The following is a 17,951-nucleotide window of genomic DNA, read 5'->3' on the forward strand; positions in this document are numbered from 1 at the left end:
ATGCCTGCCCTTACCCCTGCGGGCTTTACCGCGGGCATCATCCCGGGCAGGCTGTGGCGATGTACAGGCTGAAACCCGGCATCAAGCAGGACCCGGTGCGGCGGTGGCACCTGCCGGACCGCGTGTTCTTTGGCCACGGCGCCTGCCAGATCCTGGCGGGGGCCTTCCTGCAGGCGCCGCCCCTGCCCGGTTTTCATGCCGAGCGGATCCTGCCCGGCGCGGGCTTTGCCGGAAACCACATCTATGTCACCGACGGGACCCTGGCCTTTGATTTCCATGGCTATGCCGGGCGCACCGCCCTGCTCTGCCATCACACGGACGGCTGGGCGCGGCTCTGCGGGCCGGGATGGCATTGCCGGGTGGAACGGGTGGCGTTCGACCTGCTCGACCGCGCGGCGCTGAACGCGTGCCGGATGCTGGGCCCAGAGCAGTACCACGGCGACGCCCTGGCGCGGGCCCGGCGCTATCTCGACCGGATCGACCACCCCGCGGCCGCGGCCCGGGCCATGGCGCGGTGCGAGCGGAACGCGCTCAGATCTCCTCGACCGAGAGCACGCCCGGCAGGCTCTTGATGGCGCCCTTGATCTCCGGCGTGACGGGGAAGCCCTCGTTGGCCTTCATCGAGACCTCGCCTCCGCCGGGAAGCGTGCTGTCGATCAGGCAGAAGTGGATCGGCCCCTTCTGCACGCCGCGCACGGTTTCCCTGGCGCGCAGCAGCACGTCGTGCACCGCCGTCACGCCCGCGGGTTCGTTCATGAAGATCTTCAGCCCGATGGCGCCCGCGTCGGCCACGACACCGTCCATGGGCACGATGCCGCGTGCCAGCAGCTTGAGCTGGTCGCTCTCCATCGTCGCCTCGACCGTCACGACCACCTTGGAGCCGTTCTCGAGGAAATCTCGGCTGGCCTCGAGCGTGTCGGAGAAGATCGTGACCTCGTAGGCGCCCGTCGGGTCGGAGAGCTGGGCAAAGGCAAAGCGGTTGCCGCGCGCCGATTTCCGTTCCTGGCGGCCGGTGACGATACCGGCGAGCTTGGCCACCAGGGCGCCCCCCTCGGCCAGACGGGTGACATCGTCGAGCGTCTTGACGTCCTTGCGCTTGAGCGCGCCCATGTAGTCGTCGAGCGGGTGGCCGGAGAGGTAGAAGCCGATGGCCTTGAATTCCTCGGCCAGGCGCTCGGCCGGCAGCCAGTCGTTGGCGGGGGAGAGCCGCGGCTCGGGCAGGTCGTCGCCGGCGTCGCCGAAGAGCGAGACCTGGTTCGAGGTCTTCTGTTCCCAGATCGCGGCGGAATAGCCCACCAGCTGTTCGAGGCTGTCGAAGATGCGGCGGCGATTGCGATCGATCTCGTCGAAGGCGCCGGCGCGGGCCAGCATTTCCAGCGGGCGCTTGCCGATCCGCTTGAGCTCGCAGCGGCGGGCGAAGTCGAAGATCGAGGCAAAGGGCTTGTCCCTGCCGTCGACCTTGCGGCCCTCCTCGATCAGCTTCATGGCATCGACGCCGACGTTCTTGAGCGCGCCCAGCGCGTAGACGAGCGCGCCGTCGACCACCTTGAAGTTGGCATCCGATCGGTTCACGCAGGGCGGCACATAGGGCAGCCCGAGGCCCTTCTTGACCTCCTGGAAGTAGATCGTGAGCTTGTCGGTGAGGTTGATATCGCAGTTCATGACCCCGGCCATGAACTCCACCGGGTGGTTCGCCTTGAGCCAGGCGGTCTGATAGGAGACCACGGCATAGGCGGCGGCGTGCGACTTGTTAAAGCCGTAGTTGGCGAATTTCTCCAGCAGGTCGAAGACCTCGGAGGCCTTCTTGGCATCGACGCCGTTCTTGGCCGCACCTGCCTCGAACTTCGGGCGTTCGGCGTCCATGGCCTCCTTGATCTTCTTGCCCATGGCGCGGCGCAGCAGGTCGGCACCGCCGAGCGAGTAGCCGGCCATGACCTGGGCGATCTGCATCACCTGTTCCTGGTAGACGATGATGCCCTGGGTTTCGGCCAGGATGTGGTCGATCGAGGGGTGGACCGAGGTGATCTCGCGCTTGCCGTTCTTGACCTCGCAATAGACCGGGATGTTCTCCATCGGGCCCGGACGGTAGAGCGCCACGAGGGCCACGATGTCCTCGATGCAGGTGGGTTTCATCTGCTTGAGGGCATCCATCATGCCCGTGCTTTCCACCTGGAACACCGCGACCGTCTTGGCGCGGGAATAGAGGTCGTAGGTCTTCTCGTCGTCGAGGGGGATGGCGTTGATCTGGTTCTCGGCGCCGGGGGCGGGATCGTAGAGTTTGGTGCCATCCGCGGCCACGTGCAGGTCGCGGCCGCCGGCGTGGATCTGGTTGACCGCATACTGGATCACGGTCAGCGTCTTAAGGCCGAGAAAGTCGAATTTCACCAGCCCCGCCTGTTCGACCCATTTCATGTTGAACTGGGTGGCGGGCATGTCGGAGCGGGGATCCTGGTAGAGCGGCACCAGCCGGTCAAGCGGCCGGTCGCCGATCACCACGCCCGCGGCGTGGGTCGAGGCGTTGCGGAGCAGGCCCTCGACCTTTTCGGCGTAATCGAAGAGGCGCCGGGCCGGGTTCGTGCGGCCGTCGCGCACGTCCTGCTCGCTCTCGCGCATCTCCTCGATCAGGCGGGGCTCGTCGCGCAGGGCCTGGGCGATGCCGACAGGCTTCACCCCTTCGACAGGGATCAGCTTGGACAGGCGGTCGACCTGGCCGAAGGGCATCTGCAGCACCCGGCCGATATCGCGCACCGCCGCCTTGGAGAGCAGCGCACCGAAGGTGATGATCTGGCCCACCTTGTCGCGGCCGTACTTCTGCTGGACATAGCGGATCGTCTCTTCGCGCCGGTCCATGCAGAAGTCGATGTCGAAGTCGGGCATCGACACACGTTCCGGGTTCAGGAAGCGTTCGAAGAGCAGCGAGTAGCGCAGCGGATCGAGGTCGGTGATGGTGAGCGCATAGGCCACCAGCGAGCCGGCCCCCGAGCCCCGGCCGGGCCCGATGGGAATGCCGTGATCCTTGGACCACTTGATGAAGTCGGCCACGATCAGGAAGTAGCCCGGGAACCCCATGCCCTCGATGATGCCCATCTCGAACTCGAGGCGCTTCCAGTATTCCTCCTCGGGCACGGCATGGGGGATCACGTCGAGACGCTTCTGCAGGCCCTCCTTGGACTGGCGGCGCAGTTCCTCGACCTCGTCATCGGCGAATTTCGGCAGGATCGGCGCGCGCTTGTAGGCCTGGAAGGCGCAGCGCCTGGCGATCTCGACGGTGTTCTCGATCGCCTCGGGCAGGTCGGCAAAGAGCGTCGCCATCTCCTGCGGGCTCTTCATGTAGTGCTGGCGGGTCAGCCGGCGGCGCGGCTCCTGCTGGTCGACATAGGCGCCTTCGGCGATGCAGATCAGCGCGTCATGGGCCTCGTACATGTCGGGCGTCGGGAAGTAGACGTCGTTGGTGGCGACGAGCGGCAGCTCCATCGCATAGGCCATCTCGATGAAATCGCGCTCGGTCAGCCGTTCGTTTTCGGGCTGTCCGTTCTCTGCCGGGTGGCGCTGAAGCTCGACGTAGAGCCTGTCGGGGAAGGCCCGCGCGAGCTGTTCCAGAAGCGCCTGCGCCTCGGGGCGGTGGCCCTGTTGCAGCAGCTGCCCGACGGGGCCGTCGGGGCCGCCGGTCAGGCAGATCACGCCATCGGTATGGGCCTCGAGCTCGGCCAGCGAGACCTGCGGCACGTCGCCGTGGTGGGCCACGTAGAGACAGGTGTTCAGCTCCATCAGGTGCTCGTAGCCGGTCTCGTTCTGGGCAAGCAGGACCACCGGCGCGGGCGGATGCGCGCGCTCTCCCGGCTGCACCTCGTGCCAGGCCACGTCGACCTGGCAGCCGATGATCGGCTGCACGCCGGCCCCCGAGGCGGTTACCGAAAATTCCAGCGCCGAGAACATGTTGTTCGTGTCGGTCACGGCAACCGCAGGCATGCCGAACTTCTCGCAGAAGCCGGGCAGTTTCTTCAGCCGGATGGCCCCTTCGAGAAGGGAGTATTCGGTGTGGACGCGGAGGTGGATGAATCGGGGATCTGTGGCCATCCGCAAATGGTATGCGCGGGCGCTGGCAGCAACAAGCCTGCAACAGCGGTGAGCGCAAGGCGGCTATTGCCCGGCAGGGTTGCGCAGCCCATAGTCGGCCGGACGCAGACCGAAGACGCAGGCCGCAACGCCCCTGCCCGCCCCCGGAGTGACCGCCGATGAATGCCGCCACCGACCTGAGCCTGACCCGCGTGATCCCGGCCGGCGCCGCCGCGATCTGGCGCTGCTGGACCGAGCCGCACCTGCTCTGCCAGTGGTTCTCTCCGGCGCCGGTGGAGACCACGGCGGCGGTGATCGAACCGCGCGCCGGCGGGCGGTTCATGACCCGGATGCGCCTGCCCGACGGCACCGAGATCGAGAGCGACGGCTGCATCCTGGCGGCGGCCAAGGCGCAGCTGCTGAGCTTTACCGATGCGCTCGGGCCGGGGTTCCGCCCCCGCCACGAACCCTTCATGACGGCGATCATCACGCTCGACGAGACGCCGGCCGGCACGCGCTATGTGGCAACGGTGCTGCATGCGGATGCCGAGGCGCGCGCCCGGCACGAGGAGATGGGCTTTCACGAGGGCTGGGGCGCGGCGACCGACCAGCTCTCGGCCCTGGCGCAGAAGATCAGCGTCTAGGGGCCTGCCCCGCGGGGCTCGGGTGCATCCTGGGGACGCGCACAACCTTTCGGCGCAATCCGGTGGCGCTTGGTGAATCTGCTCCACCCCTTTTGACCATGGCGTTCATCTTGCCGTATACAGGGGCTTGCAAAGCGAGCCGGCAGTCGCTCTCTTTACGCCAAAGCCTAATGGCCGTTTCCCTTCCGCCGCATCGGGGAAACAGATGGTCGCCACAGGGAACGCGGTGGATGAATGACATATGACACTCTCCTTTCAACTGAACGGAGAACGCGTGGACATCAGCGATGTTCACCCGACCACGACTCTGCTCGACTGGTTGCGGATCGAGCGTGGAATGACGGGCACCAAGGAAGGCTGTAACGAGGGCGATTGTGGCGCCTGCACGGTCATGGTGACGGGCGAGGACGGCCCGAAGGCGCTGAACGCCTGCATCCTGTTCCTGCCGCAGCTGCAGGGCAAGGCCGTGACCACGGTGGAAGGCCTGAAGACGCCCGAAGGCGCGCTGCACCCGGTGCAACAGGCCATGGTGGATCACCACGGCTCGCAATGCGGTTTCTGCACCCCCGGTTTCACCATGTCGATGGCCACGGCCCAGATCACAGGCGAGGCCGATCACGACCTGACGCTGGCCGGCAACCTGTGCCGCTGCACCGGCTATGCGCCGATCATCCGCGCCGCCGAAGAGGCGATGACCAAGCCGGTGCCCGAGCATATGCCCAAGGTCTTCAAGATGCCCGTGGACGCCGAGGGCGTGGCGTTCCAGCCCGAGACCGCGGATGCGCTGGCCGACTGGTACGAGGCGCACCCTGACGCCACGCTGGTGGCGGGCGCGACCGACCTGGGCCTGCATGTGACCAAGGCGATGCGCGAGCTGGGCGAAGTGGCGTTTCTGAACCGCTGCGCCGAGCTGAAGGCCATCGAGGTGGGCGAGGACGAGATCCGCGTCGGCGCCATGGTGACCTTTTCCGAGCTGCTGCCCGTGATCGAACCGATCTTTCCGGGTCTCGGCCTGATGCTGCGCCGGTTCGCCAGCGTTCAGGTGCGCAATGCCGCCACCGTGGGCGGCAATATCGCCAATGGCTCGCCCATCGGGGACAGCCCGCCCGCCTTCATCGCGCTCGGCGCCACGCTGCACCTGCGCAAGGGCGCGGAGCGTCGTTCGCTGCCGCTGGAGGATTTCTTCATCGAATACGGCAAGCAGGACCGCGCGCCGGGGGAATTCGTGGAAGCGATCACCATTCCGCGGCCCGCGAAGGCGCTGGCCGAACGGCTGGCCTGCTACAAGCTGTCGAAGCGGTTCGACCAGGACATCTCGGCCGCCTGCGGCTGTTTCAACATCGTGGTCAGCGATGGCGTCGTGGAAAGCGCCCGCATCGCCTTTGGCGGCATGGCGGGCACCCCCAAGCGCGCCGCCGCCGTGGAAGCGGCGATCACCGGCCAGCCCTGGGACGAGAGCATCCTGGAAAAGGCGCATGACGCCTGGGCCGTGGATTACCAGCCGATGACCGACATGCGGGCGAGCGCGGAATATCGCCTCGATGCCGCCCGCAACATGCTGAAACGATACCTGCTGGCCGACCAGGGCCAGACAATGACCCTCGCGGAGGTGATCGCATGAACCAGGAAGTGCGCAAGCCCCTGCCCCACGACGCCGGCCCCCTGCATGTTGCAGGCGAAGCCCGCTACATCGACGACATCCCGGTGCCCGCGAACTGCCTGCACCTGGCCTTTGGCACCTCGCCGGTGGCCAAGGGCACGCTGGACGGGCTCGACCTGAGCGCGGTGCGCGCGGCGCCCGGCGTGGTCGCGGTGCTGACCGCCGAGGACCTGCCCTTTGCCAACGACGTGGCCTCGAACCCGGTGCATGACGAGCCGCTGCTGTCGACGGGCACGCTGAACTTCGTCGGCCAGCCGGTGTTCATCGTGGCCGCCACCAGCCATCACGCCGCCCGCCGGGCCGCGCGGCTGGCGAAATGGGACATCACCGAGGGCACGCCGCTGATGACGGTGGACGAGGCCCTGGCCGCCAAGAGCTATGTCGAGCCGGTGATCACCTGGGAACATGGTGACCCGGACAGCGCCATCGAGGCGGCGCCGCTGAAACTCTCCGGCCGCATCGAGATGGGCGGGCAGGAGCATTTCTATCTCGAGGGGCAGGCCTGCCTGGCCTGGCCGCAGGAGGGGGGCGACGTGATCATCAACGCCTCGACCCAGCACCCAACCGAGATCCAGCACAAGGTGGCCGAGGCCATCGGCAAGCCGATGAACGCCGTGCGCGTGGAAAGCCGCCGCATGGGCGGCGGGTTCGGCGGCAAGGAAAGCCAGGGCAACCCGCTGGCCGTGTCCTGTGCCGTGGTGGCGCTGAAGACCGGGCGCCCGACCAAGATGCGCTATGACCGCGACGACGACATGCAGATCACCGGCAAGCGCCATGATTTCCGCATCGACTATACGCTGGGGTACGACGACACCGGCCGCATCCACGGCATCGAGTTCCAGCAGTACACCCGCTGCGGCTGGAGCCAGGACCTGTCGCTGGCCGTGGCCGACCGCGCGATGCTGCATGCCGAGAACGCCTATCTGCTGGAGAACATCCGCATCGGCAGCCACCGGTTGCGCACCAACATGTGCTCGGCCACGGCCTATCGCGGGTTCGGCGGGCCGCAGGGGATCCTGGGCGTGGAGCGCGTGATCGAACACGTGGCGCATGAGCTGAACATGGACCCGGTGGAGGTGCGCCGGGTGAACTACTACGCCGATTTCACCCCCACTGCCGATGGCCTGCTGAGCCCGACGGACGTGGTGCAGACGACGCCTTACAACATGCCGGTGGAGGATTTTTGCCTGCACAGGCTGACCGACCGCCTGATGGAGAGCGCCGAGTACGCGAAACGCAAGGCCGCAGTCGAGGAATGGAACGCCGCCAATCCGGTGCTGAAGAAGGGCCTGGGCTTTGCCCCGGTGAAGTTCGGGATTTCCTTCACCCTGTCCTGGTTCAACCAGGCGGGTGCGCTGGTGCATGTCTACCAGGACGGATCGGTGCACCTGAACCACGGCGGCACGGAAATGGGCCAGGGCCTGTTCCAGAAGGTGGCGCAGGTGGCGGCGAGCCGGTTCGGGATCACCACCGACAAGGTGAAGATCACCGCGACGGATACCGCCAAGGTGCCGAACACTTCGGCCACGGCGGCCTCCTCGGGCAGCGACCTGAACGGCATGGCGGTGAAGGCCGCCTGCGACACCATCCGCGAGCGTATGGCCAAGGTCATCGCCGAGCTGCACCAGGTGCGGATGGAAGAGGTCGTCTTTGAAAACAACATGGTGCGCGCGGGCGGCAACGAGATGTCCTTTGCCAAGGCGGCGGAGCTGACCTACCAGAACCAGGTCAGCCTGTCGGCAACGGGGCATTACCGCACGCCCGACCTGAGCTGGGACCGGATCAACGGCACCGGGCGGCCCTTCTTCTATTTCGCCCATGGCGCGGCGCTGACCGAGGTGGTCATCGACACGCTGACCGGCGAATACCGCATCCTGCGCGCCGACGTGCTGCATGACGCGGGCGAGAGCCTGAACCCGGCGCTGGACATCGGCCAGGTCGAGGGCGCCTATGTGCAGGGCGCCGGCTGGCTGACCACGGAGGAGCTGGTCTGGGACGACAAGGGGCGGCTGCGCACCCATGCGCCCAGCACCTACAAGATCCCCGCCTGCGGCGACCGCCCCCGGGTCTTCAACGTGGACCTCTGGGACGAGCCCAACCCGATGGCGACGATCTATCGCTCGAAGGCCGTGGGCGAACCGCCCTTCAACCTCGGCATGTCGGCGTTCTTTGCGCTGGAGGATGCGATTTCCTCCTGCGGCACGGCCTATCCCGACCTGCATGCCCCGGCCACGCCCGAGCGGGTGCTGAAGGCGGTGCAGCGGATGCAGGCCGATGTTTGACCTTGCCGCCCTTCGCGACGCCGTGGCGCGCGGAGGCCGCGTGGTGCGGGTGGCCGTTGCGGAAACGCGCGGCTCCACCCCCCGCGAGGCGGGCACGGCAATGCTGGTGGGGCCGGACTTTCTGATCGGCACCATCGGCGGTGGTACGCTGGAGCACGAGGCGATGCTGAAGGCCCGGCGGCTGTCGACAGACCGGCTGGAAAGACAGGCGCTCGGCCCGGACCTGGGCCAGTGCTGCGGCGGCGCGGTGACGATGCTCTACGAGATCTACGACGCGGCGCGGCTGGAGAAGCTGGACGACGAGGACGTGATCGCGCGGCCAGTGCCCGGCGCAGTGCCCGGCGCGTCAGCAGAGGGCGCCACCGAGATGCCCTTTGCCGTGCGCAAGGTGCTGGCCGAGGCGCGCGCCGCCGGCACGCGCCCCGCGGCACAGCTGATCGAGGGCTGGATGGTCGAGCCGGTGGCCCGGCCCGAGCGCGAGATCTGGATCTGGGGAGCGGGCCACGTGGGCCGCGCCCTGGTGAACGTGCTGAGCCCCCTGCCCGGGGTGGCGATCACCTGGGTCGATACCGGGGCGGAGCGGTTTCCGGAGGCAATCCCGGCAGGCGTGACTGCCCTGCCCGCCGCCGATCCGGCGCTGCTGGCCGGCCATGCGCCGGTCACGGCCGAACACCTGATTCTGACGTATTCCCATAGCCTTGACCTCGCGCTCTGCGATGCGCTGCTGACACGGGGGTTTCGTCACTGCGGGCTGATCGGATCGGCCAGCAAATGGGCGCGGTTCCGCAAAAGGCTTGCAAAGCTGGGCCATGAGCCTGCCCGGATTGCAAGCATCGACTGTCCGATTGGCGACACGACCCTGGGGAAACATCCGCAGGAGATTGCCGTGGGGGTTGCAGTCGAGGTACTGAGGAGGACGGCGCGAATAAAGACGCCGAAAGGGAAGAGACAGGGTGACGGGGACACTTCTATCCATCAGGGGGCTGACCAAGGCCTATCCGGGCGTCGTAGCCAATAACGACGTGTCTTTCGAGATCCGGCAGGGCGAGGTGCATGCGCTGCTGGGAGAGAACGGCGCGGGCAAGTCGACGCTGGTGAAAATGATCTACGGGCTGGTACAACCGGACAGCGGCGAAATGGTGCTGAACGGAGCCGCCTATGCCCCGAGCGAACCGCAGGCCGCGCGCGCCTCTGGCGTGGCGATGGTGTTCCAGCACTTCAGCCTGTTCGAGGCGCTGAACGTGGCCGAGAACGTGGCGCTGGGGATGGCGGAACCGCCGAAGACCCGCGACCTGGCCGACCAGATCCGGGAGGTGAGCGAGCAATACGGCCTGCCGCTGGATCCCTGGAAACTGGTGGGCGATCTCTCGGCCGGCGAACGCCAGCGGGTGGAGATCATCCGGTGCCTGCTGCAGGATCCCAAGCTGCTGATCATGGACGAACCGACCAGCGTGCTGACGCCGCAGGAGGTGGAGATCCTCTTTGCCACCCTGCGCAAGCTGAAGAGCGAGGGGACCTCGATCCTCTACATCTCGCACAAGCTGGAAGAGATCCGCGCGCTCTGCGACGAGGCGACGATCCTGCGGCTGGGCGAGAAGGTGGCCACCTGCACCCCGCGCGAGGTGACGGCGGCGCAGATGGCCGAACTGATGGTGGGCAGCGAGCTGCACCGCCCGGAACGCGCGGCGGCGGAACCGGGCGCGGTGCGCCTGGCGCTGAAGGGGCTGAGCGTGGCCTCTCCGGGGCAGTTCGGCACCTCGCTGAAGGACGTGACGCTGGAAGTGCGGGCGGGCGAGATCCTGGGCCTGGCCGGCGTGGCCGGGAACGGCCAGGACGAGCTGCTGGCCGCCCTCTCGGGCGAGCTGACCTCGGCCCGCGGGATGATCGAGCTGGATGGCACGCCGATCGGCACCATGGGCCCGACCGAACGGCGGCGCATGGGCCTGCTGACGGCCCCCGAAGAGCGCCTGGGCCATGCTGCAGCGCCCGACATGAGCCTGACGGAAAACGCCCTTCTGACGGGCGCGGACCGCGAGGGGCTGATGCGCAACGGCTTCCTGAAATGGAACAAAGCCCGGGATTTCGCGGCGAAGATCATCGAGCGCTTCGACGTGCGGACGCCGGGCACGGAAACCGCGGCGCGCGCCCTGTCGGGCGGCAACCTGCAGAAGTTCGTGATCGGCCGAGAGGTGATGCAGCGCCCGGAAGTGCTGGTGGTGAACCAGCCGACCTGGGGCGTTGATGCCGCCGCCGCCGCGACAATACGCCAGGCGCTGATGGACCTGGCCGCGGGCGGCGCCGCGCTGATCGTGATCAGCCAGGACCTCGACGAGCTGATGGAGGTCTCGGACCGCTTTGCCGCGCTGAACGAGGGGCGCCTGTCGGACATCCGCCCCGCCGCCGGCCTGACCATGGAAGAGATCGGCCTGATGATGGGTGGTGCCCATGGCATGGAGGTGGCGCATGTGTAAGCGTGACAACGCCTCCGGCGGCCGTATTTTCAGAAAGATGAACGAGGCCCGCCCATGCTGAGGCTGGAGAAACGGCCGCAGCCGTCGCAGACCCTGTCCTATATCACGCCGGTCCTGGCGGTGATTGCCACGATGATCGCCGGCGGGCTGCTCTTTGCGGCGCTCGGCAAGGACCCGGTGGAGGCGATCCGGACGATCTTCTGGGATCCGCTCTTCGGCCCGCATGCCTTCTACTACCGGCCGCAGCTGCTGGTGAAGGGCGCGCCACTGATCCTGATCGCGCTGGGGCTGTCGCTCGGGTTCAAGGCGGGGATCTGGAACATCGGCGCCGAGGGGCAGTACATCATGGGCGCCATCGCTGGCGCCGGCGTGGGGCTGGCGTTTTACCCGCTGGATGCCTGGTATGTCTTTCCGCTGATGATCCTGGCGGGCGCGCTGGGGGGCTGGGCCTGGGCGATGATCCCGGCGATCCTGAAGGTGAAGTTCAACACCAACGAGATCCTGGTGTCGCTGATGCTGGTCTACGTGGCCGAGAACTTCCTGGCCTCCATGGCGCTTGGGCTGATGAAGAACCCCGAGGGCATGGGCTTTCCCGGCTCGCGGAACCTGCAGCAATACCCCGCGGCCCACAATACCGAGATCATTGCCGGCACCGGCATGCACTGGGGCGTGGCCGCGGCCTTCATCGCGGCCATCATGGCCTATATCCTGATGAACCGGCACATCCTGGGCTTCCAGATCCGGCTGACCGGCGACGCTCCGCGCGCGGCGCGCTTCTCGGGCGTGAAACCGGGGCGATTGGTGCTCTTCTGCATGGGCACGGCCGGCGCGCTTGCGGGGCTGGCCGGCATGTTCGAAGTGTCCGGCCCGGCGGGCCAGATCAGCACCGGCTTCAACGTGGGCTATGGCTTTACCGCGATCATCGTGGCCTTCCTGGGCCGGCTGCACCCGGTGGGCATCGTCCTGGCGGGCCTGCTGATGGCGCTGACCTACATCGGCGGCGAAGCCGCGCAGAGCAAGCTGCAGCTGCCCGGCGCGGCCATCCAGTGCTTCCAGGGGATGCTGCTGTTCTTCCTGCTGGCGGTCGACATGCTGACGAACTACCGCATCGTCTGGGCCAAGAAGAAGGTGGCGTGAGATGGACCTGAGCTCGATCGATCCCGTCCTCTTCATCGCCTCGATGATGGTGGCCGCCACCGCCATGATGATCGCCGCCATCGGCGAGCTGGTGGTGGAGCGCGCAGGTGTTCTGAACCTGGGCGTCGAGGGCATGATGATCACCGGTGCCATCTGCGGATTTGCCGTGGCCGTGACCACCGGCTCGCCCACCCTGGGCTTTCTTGCCGCAGCGCTTGGCGGCGCGGTGCTCTCCTTCCTCTTCGCGCTGCTGACCCAGTATTTCCTGGCCAACCAGGTGGCCTCGGGGCTGGCGCTGACGCTCTTCGGCCTCGGCCTCTCTGCCCTGATCGGGCAGAGCTTTGTCGGGCAGAAGCCGCCCATGGCCACCCGTGTGGACATCCCGGTGCTGAGCGACCTGCCGGTGGTGGGCCATATCCTCTTCAGTCACCACCCGATGGTCTATATCGGCATCGCGCTTGTCGCTGTGGTCTGGGCCTTTCTGAAATTCACCCGCGCCGGCCTGATCCTGCGCGCCGTGGGCGAAAACCACGACGCTGCCCATGCCCTGGGCTACAAGGTGGTGCGGATCCGCGTGCTGGCGATCCTCTTCGGGGGCGCCTGTGCCGGTCTGGGCGGGGCCTACATCAGCCTCGTCCGCGTACCGCAATGGACCGACGGCATGACCGGCGGCATTGGCTGGATCGCCCTGGCCCTTGTCGTCTTTGCCAGCTGGAAACCATGGCGCGTGCTCCTGGGGGCCTACCTCTTCGGCGGCGTCACCGTGCTTCAGCTGAACCTGCAGGGGGCCGGGGTTCCGATCCGGGCCGAATACCTTTCGATGCTGCCCTTCATCATCACCATCGTGGTGCTGGTGATCATCTCGGCCACCGGCCGCAATGCCGGGCCGGCCTCGTTGGGCAAGACCTTCCACGCCTCGCAATAAGCAACCCGCGCGGCGTTTCACCAAGCTTACAGGGAGACAGTAATGCTTATCAAAAAGAGAACCTTCCTCACCGGCGCCGCAACCGCGCTGGGGATGACCGCACTGGGAACCGGTGCCGCCATGGCCGAGGATGACAAGACCAAGGTCGGCTTCATCTTCGTGGGTCCGATCAACGATGGCGGCTGGTCGCAGCACCATTACGAATCCGCCGTCGCCATGCTGGAAGAGATCGGCGGCGACAAGGTGGAGATGGTCTATCAGGAAAACGTGCCCGAAGGCCCCGACGCCGAACGCGCGATGACCCAGATGGCGCTGGACGGTGCCGACATCATCTTCTCGACCTCCTTCGGCTACATGGATCCGACGGTGAACGTCGCGGCCAAGTTCCCGGACGTGAAGTTCGAGCACGCCACCGGCTACAAGACCGCGCCGAACATGTCGGCCTATTCCGCCCGCTTCTATGAAGGCCGTTCCATCGAGGGCCTGATCGCCGGCACGATGACCAAGTCGAACATCATCGGCTACATCGCCTCTGTGCCGATCCCCGAAGTCGTGCGCGGCATCAACTCGGCCTACCTGCAGGCCAAGGCCGTGAACCCCGACGTCGAATTCAAGATCATCTGGCTCTACACCTGGATGGACCCAGCCAAGGAGGCCGACGCCGCCCGTACGCTGATCGAACAGGGCGCCGACGTGATCTTCCAGCACACCGATTCCACCGCACCGCTGGCCGCCGCACAGGAAGCCGGCGACGTGATCGGCTTTGGCCAGGCCGGCGACATGATCGAATATGCGCCCAGCCCGCGCGTGACCTCGATCATCGACAACTGGACCCCCTACTACGTCGATCGCGTGAAGGCCGTGATGGACGGCACCTGGGAGAGCCACAGCGTCTGGGAAGGCATCGGTGACGGCATGGTCGGCATCGGCGAGATCACCGACGCCGTCCCCGCCGAGCTGAAGGAAAAGGCCCTGGCCATGAAGGATGCACTTGCCAGCGGCGAGATGCATTCCTTCACCGGCCCGATCAACAAGCAGGACGGCACGCCCTGGCTGGCCGAAGGCGAAATCGCCGACGACGGCACCCTGCTGGGCATGAACTTCTACGTCGAAGGCCTGACCGGCGAGATCCCGCAGTAAGCGGTGTTTTCGGAACGTTGAGGAAGGCCCGCCGGTCCGGCGGGCCTTTTTCGTGGGCGAGCTCAGTCCTCGCCGGGGAACCAGCGCGTCTCGGTGGCGCCTTCGTCGTAATTCAGGGGCGACCGGAACTGCATGATCTCCACCAGCAGACCGAAGGGCGTGGTGCCGAACCAGTTGATGTTGCCCTCGCCGGTCTCCTGGTTGCCGAGCTCGGTGTGGCTGTCGCCGATCAGCGTGCCACCGGCCGCGGTGAAGCGCTCCACCGCCTCGAAGAGGTCATCCACGGTCACGGCGAAATGGGTCATCCCCATGCCATTGGCCGGCAGCGGCGCCTCTCCCTCGGTGCGGTCGAACTCGAAAAGCTCGACATTGGGGCCATCGCCAAGGCGCATCATGGTCAGCCCGCGCACAGTGACCTGCGGATCAACCCCGTTCACCGGGTTCATGTCCGCCCCGGCCATGTGCGGCCCCTCCGGCCGGAACTGCCGATAGAGCACGGTTGCGCCGAAGGCCTCCTCGAAGAAGTGCTCTGCCGCACGAATGTCGGGAACGGTGATGCCGATATGCTCGATGCCGCGAATGGCCATGGGATCTCCTTTTCGTCTTTCCCATGAGTTAACCTTGGGGTGGCTCACGACAACCACCAACCACCGGCTGCTCCGGAACAAACCGTCGCAGCCTTCATCTTTCCCGAAATACGGCGGGGGAGTCCGCAGGACGGGGGCAGAGCCCCCTGCCCGGTTGTATCCATCGACCGGCCGGCAGCGAGAGAGGCACCTTCGGGATGCCTCCGGCGGGGATATTTCCGACAAGAAAATGTGCCGGAACGAAAAAGGGGCGGTTGCCCGCCCCTTTTGCAGTCTGAATGTTCCGCGGCTCAGCCGTCGATGCGGATCTTGGCGTTGCTGGGGTCGTAGGGGCTGTCCTCGACGATCTCGGCATCCCAGAGCTGATCGAACATCTTCACCTTGAGCTTCTGGCCGACCTGGGCCAGCTCCGGCGCGACATAGCCCATGCCGATCGACTTGCCGAAGGCCACGGAATAGCCGCCGGAGGTGAGCCGGCCCACCTTTGTCGTGCCGTCGTAGAGCGCCTCGCGGCCCCAGGGATCTGCGTCATCGGGCCCGTCGATCAGCAGGGTGACGCATTTCGAGCGGATCCCCTTTTCGATCATGGCTTCCTTGCCGAAGAACTCCTTGGAGAGGTCGATGAAGCGCGGCAGGTCGGCCTCGGCCGGGGTCGCGTCGCGGCCCAGCTCGGTACCGAAGGCACGATAGCTCTTCTCCTGGCGCAGCCAGTTCTGGGCGCGGGCGCCGACGAGCTTCATGCCGAATTCCTCTCCGGCCTCGACGAGCTTGTCCCATAGGTGGTTCTGCATCTCGATCGGGTGGTGGAGTTCCCAGCCCAGCTCGCCCGTGTAGGCCACGCGGATGGCGTTGACCGGCACCATGCCGAGCTCGATCTGGCGCGCCGAGAGCCAGGGGAACCGCTTGTTCGACAGCGCGGTCTCCGGCTCTGCGTCGCGGATCAGCTTCTTCAGCACATGGCGGGATTTCGGCCCGGCGATGGCGAAGACACCCCATTGCGTCGTGACGTCCTGCACGATGACCAGCTTGCCGGTCTCGGTCATGAAATCCTCTGCGGCCTTGAGCAGGTAGTCCTGGTCATAGGCCGTCCAGGCCCCGGCAGAGACGAGGTAATAGTCGCTCTCGCCGTTGCGCACGATGGTGTATTCCGTGCGCGTGGTACCGGCGGAGGTCAGCGCGTAGGTCAGGTTGATACGCCCGACCTTGGGCAGCTTGTTGCAGGTGAAGCCATCGAGAAACTCTGTGGCCCCGTTGCCGGTGACCTTGTGCTTGGTGAAGGCGGTGGCGTCGATCAGACCGACGGATTCGCGGATCGCCTTTGCCTCCTCGACGGCGTACTGCCACCAGCCACCACGGCGGAAGCTGCGTGAGGCGTGATCGTCGAAGCCCTGCGGCGCATAGTAGTTGGGACGGTCCCAGCCGTTCACATGGCCGAACTGGGCACCGGCGGCCTTTTGGCGGTCATAGGCCGGCGAGGTACGCAGCGGACGGCCCGCCTCGCGCTCTTCGTCCGGGTGATGCAGGATGAAGACGTGCTCGTAGGCTTCCTCGTTCTTGGCCACCGCATATTCGCTGGTCATCCAGGCGCCGTAACGCTTGGGATCGAGGGAGGCCATGTCGATCTCTGCCTCGCCCTCCGTCATCATCTGGGCAAGGTAATAGCCGGTGCCGCCGGCAGCGGTGATCCCGAAGGAGAAGCCCTCGGCCAGCCACATGTTGCGCAGGCCCGGCGCGGGGCCGACGAGCGGGTTGCCATCAGGCGTGTAGCAGATCGGGCCGTTGAAATCGTCCTTGAGGCCAACGGTTTCCGAAGACGGCAGGCGATGGATCATCGACATGTACTCCTCTTCGATCCGTTCCAGATCGAGGGGGAAGAGATCGGCGCGGAAGCTGTCGGGCACGCCGAAGCGGAAGCGCGCGGGGGCGTTCAGCTCGTAGGGGCCGAGGATCCAGCCGCCACGTTCCTCGCGGACGTACCACTTGGCGTCGGCGTCGCGCAGCACCGGGTGCTCCTCGCCGCCGTTCTTGCGATATTCCACCAGCGCGGGATCGGGCTCGGTGACGATGAACTGGTGCTCGACGGGGATCGCGGGCGTCTTGATGCCAAGCAAGCGCGCGGTGCGCTGCGCGTGGTTGCCGGTGGCGGTGACGACATGCTCTGCGGTGATGACGATCTGCTCTTCGAGGGGCACGAGGTTGCCGCCCTTCTCGCCCATCTTTGTGCAGGTCACCTCCCAGGCCTCGCCGGTCCAGTGGTAAGCATCGACCTGCCACTTGCGCTCGATCATCACGCCGCGTTGACGGGCGCCCTTGGCCATCGCCATGGTGACGTCGGCGGGGTTGATGTAGCCATCGGTGGGGTGGAAGATCGCGCCCTGCAGCCCCTCGATGTTGACCAGCGGCCAGCGCTCCTTGATCTGCGCGGGGGTCATCCACTCGTAGGGCACACCGGCGGTTTCCGCGGTGGAGGCATAGAGCATGTACTCGTCCATCCGGGCCTGCGTCTGGGCCATTCGCAGGTTGCCGACAACGGAAAAGCCCGCGTTCAGGCCGGTTTCGGCCTCCAGCGTCTTGTAGAAATCCACCGAGTACTTGTGGATGTGGGTGGTGGCGTAGCTCATGTTGAAGAGCGGCAGCAGGCCGGCCGCATGCCATGTGGAGCCAGAGGTGAGCTCGTCGCGTTCGAGGAGCATCACGTCCTCCCAGCCGGCGCGGGCCAGGTGGTAGGCAATGGAGGTGCCGACGGCGCCACCGCCGACGACAAGGGCTTTCACATGGGTTTTCATTGCGGGTGTCCTGTTGGGATGTGCGTTGAGCTGATCCGAGATTTATCAGACAGGCCAAACGGCGCACCGCCCAGCCGACCTTATGCCGCCTGAAACCGACGTTTCGCATTTTTCGCGTCGTGGCAGGGTTCTGCCGGAGCAGCCCGCGCGAGACTGGCATTATTCCGCACAGCAGGACATTTTTTGCAATGCGGAAAGAAACGTGACGTTGCAACCCCATGGAAAGTCTGTTTTGACCTGTCACGGTCAAAAGCAAGATTATA

Annotated in this window: 12 protein-coding genes; 9 read left to right on the forward strand and 3 right to left on the reverse strand. The window is 66.3% G+C overall.

Annotated elements, in window-relative coordinates; translation table 11 throughout:
• The first annotated feature begins 59 nt into the window (after window positions 1–59).
• On the forward strand, window positions 60–572 hold the full coding sequence (locus tag AC0WR5_RS15600; RefSeq protein ID WP_475864477.1) for a hypothetical protein: 513 nt from the start codon (window positions 60–62) through the stop codon (window positions 570–572).
• On the opposite strand, the gene dnaE is transcribed toward AC0WR5_RS15600, so the two are convergent.
• On the reverse strand, window positions 532–4,077 hold the full coding sequence (gene dnaE, locus AC0WR5_RS15605; RefSeq protein ID WP_475864479.1) for a DNA polymerase III subunit alpha: 3,546 nt from the start codon (window positions 4,075–4,077) through the stop codon (window positions 532–534). The genes AC0WR5_RS15600 and dnaE overlap by 41 nt on opposite strands.
• Window positions 4,078–4,235: 158 nt before the next feature.
• Between dnaE and AC0WR5_RS15610 the strand changes: the two genes are divergently transcribed.
• The 8 genes from AC0WR5_RS15610 (at window position 4,236) to AC0WR5_RS15645 (ending at window position 14,315) form a co-directional block, all read left to right on the forward strand.
• Window positions 4,236–4,700, forward strand: a complete 465-nt coding sequence (locus AC0WR5_RS15610) for an SRPBCC family protein (RefSeq protein WP_475864481.1) — start codon at window positions 4,236–4,238, stop codon at window positions 4,698–4,700.
• Window positions 4,701–4,941: 241 nt separating this feature from the next.
• Window positions 4,942–6,321, forward strand: coding sequence for a xanthine dehydrogenase small subunit (xdhA, locus tag AC0WR5_RS15615; protein WP_475864482.1), 1,380 nt, complete (start codon window positions 4,942–4,944; stop codon window positions 6,319–6,321).
• Entirely contained in the window at window positions 6,318–8,642 is a 2,325-nt protein-coding gene (gene xdhB, locus AC0WR5_RS15620; RefSeq protein WP_475864484.1) for a xanthine dehydrogenase molybdopterin binding subunit, read from the forward strand. Before xdhA ends, xdhB begins: the two co-directional genes overlap by 4 nt.
• On the forward strand, window positions 8,635–9,660 hold the full coding sequence (gene xdhC / locus AC0WR5_RS15625; protein ID WP_475864486.1) for a xanthine dehydrogenase accessory protein XdhC: 1,026 nt from the start codon (window positions 8,635–8,637) through the stop codon (window positions 9,658–9,660). Before xdhB ends, xdhC begins: the two co-directional genes overlap by 8 nt.
• Window positions 9,596–11,113, forward strand: coding sequence for an ABC transporter ATP-binding protein (locus AC0WR5_RS15630; protein ID WP_475864488.1), 1,518 nt, complete (start codon window positions 9,596–9,598; stop codon window positions 11,111–11,113). The genes xdhC and AC0WR5_RS15630 overlap by 65 nt, the downstream gene beginning before the upstream one ends.
• 54 nt (window positions 11,114–11,167) lie before the next feature.
• A complete protein-coding gene (locus AC0WR5_RS15635) occupies window positions 11,168–12,250 on the forward strand; it encodes an ABC transporter permease (protein ID WP_475864489.1) in 1,083 nt (360 codons plus the stop codon).
• Between the two features lies 1 nt (window position 12,251).
• A complete protein-coding gene (locus AC0WR5_RS15640; RefSeq protein WP_475864491.1) occupies window positions 12,252–13,175 on the forward strand; it encodes an ABC transporter permease in 924 nt (307 codons plus the stop codon).
• Between the two features lie 42 nt (window positions 13,176–13,217).
• Complete coding sequence (locus AC0WR5_RS15645) at window positions 13,218–14,315, forward strand: BMP family ABC transporter substrate-binding protein (protein ID WP_475864492.1); 1,098 nt, start codon at window positions 13,218–13,220, stop codon at window positions 14,313–14,315.
• Window positions 14,316–14,377: 62 nt separating this feature from the next.
• On the opposite strand, the gene AC0WR5_RS15650 is transcribed toward AC0WR5_RS15645, so the two are convergent.
• A complete protein-coding gene (locus AC0WR5_RS15650; RefSeq protein WP_475864494.1) occupies window positions 14,378–14,902 on the reverse strand; it encodes a VOC family protein in 525 nt (174 codons plus the stop codon).
• Between the two features lie 290 nt (window positions 14,903–15,192).
• Window positions 15,193–17,688 (reverse strand): GcvT family protein, encoded by a 2,496-nt coding sequence (locus AC0WR5_RS15655; RefSeq protein WP_475864496.1) that lies wholly within the window; start codon window positions 17,686–17,688, stop codon window positions 15,193–15,195.
• Between the last annotated feature and the right edge of the window lie 263 nt (window positions 17,689–17,951).

The organism is Pseudooceanicola sp. DL12 (assembly GCF_056270665.1).

Coding starts and splice junctions, on each gene's coding strand:
- AC0WR5_RS15610 (WP_475864481.1), top strand. CDS start 4,236: ATGAATGCCGCCACCGACCTGAGCCTGACCCGCGTGATCCCGGCCGGC.
- AC0WR5_RS15635 (WP_475864489.1), top strand. CDS start 11,168: ATGCTGAGGCTGGAGAAACGGCCGCAGCCGTCGCAGACCCTGTCCTAT.
- AC0WR5_RS15645 (WP_475864492.1), top strand. CDS start 13,218: ATGCTTATCAAAAAGAGAACCTTCCTCACCGGCGCCGCAACCGCGCTG.
- AC0WR5_RS15650 (WP_475864494.1), bottom strand. CDS start 14,902: ATGGCCATTCGCGGCATCGAGCATATCGGCATCACCGTTCCCGACATT.
- dnaE (WP_475864479.1), bottom strand. CDS start 4,077: ATGGCCACAGATCCCCGATTCATCCACCTCCGCGTCCACACCGAATAC.
- xdhA (WP_475864482.1), top strand. CDS start 4,942: ATGACACTCTCCTTTCAACTGAACGGAGAACGCGTGGACATCAGCGAT.
- xdhC (WP_475864486.1), top strand. CDS start 8,635: ATGTTTGACCTTGCCGCCCTTCGCGACGCCGTGGCGCGCGGAGGCCGC.
- AC0WR5_RS15655 (WP_475864496.1), bottom strand. CDS start 17,688: ATGAAAACCCATGTGAAAGCCCTTGTCGTCGGCGGTGGCGCCGTCGGC.
- AC0WR5_RS15600 (WP_475864477.1), top strand. CDS start 60: ATGTACAGGCTGAAACCCGGCATCAAGCAGGACCCGGTGCGGCGGTGG.
- xdhB (WP_475864484.1), top strand. CDS start 6,318: ATGAACCAGGAAGTGCGCAAGCCCCTGCCCCACGACGCCGGCCCCCTG.
- AC0WR5_RS15640 (WP_475864491.1), top strand. CDS start 12,252: ATGGACCTGAGCTCGATCGATCCCGTCCTCTTCATCGCCTCGATGATG.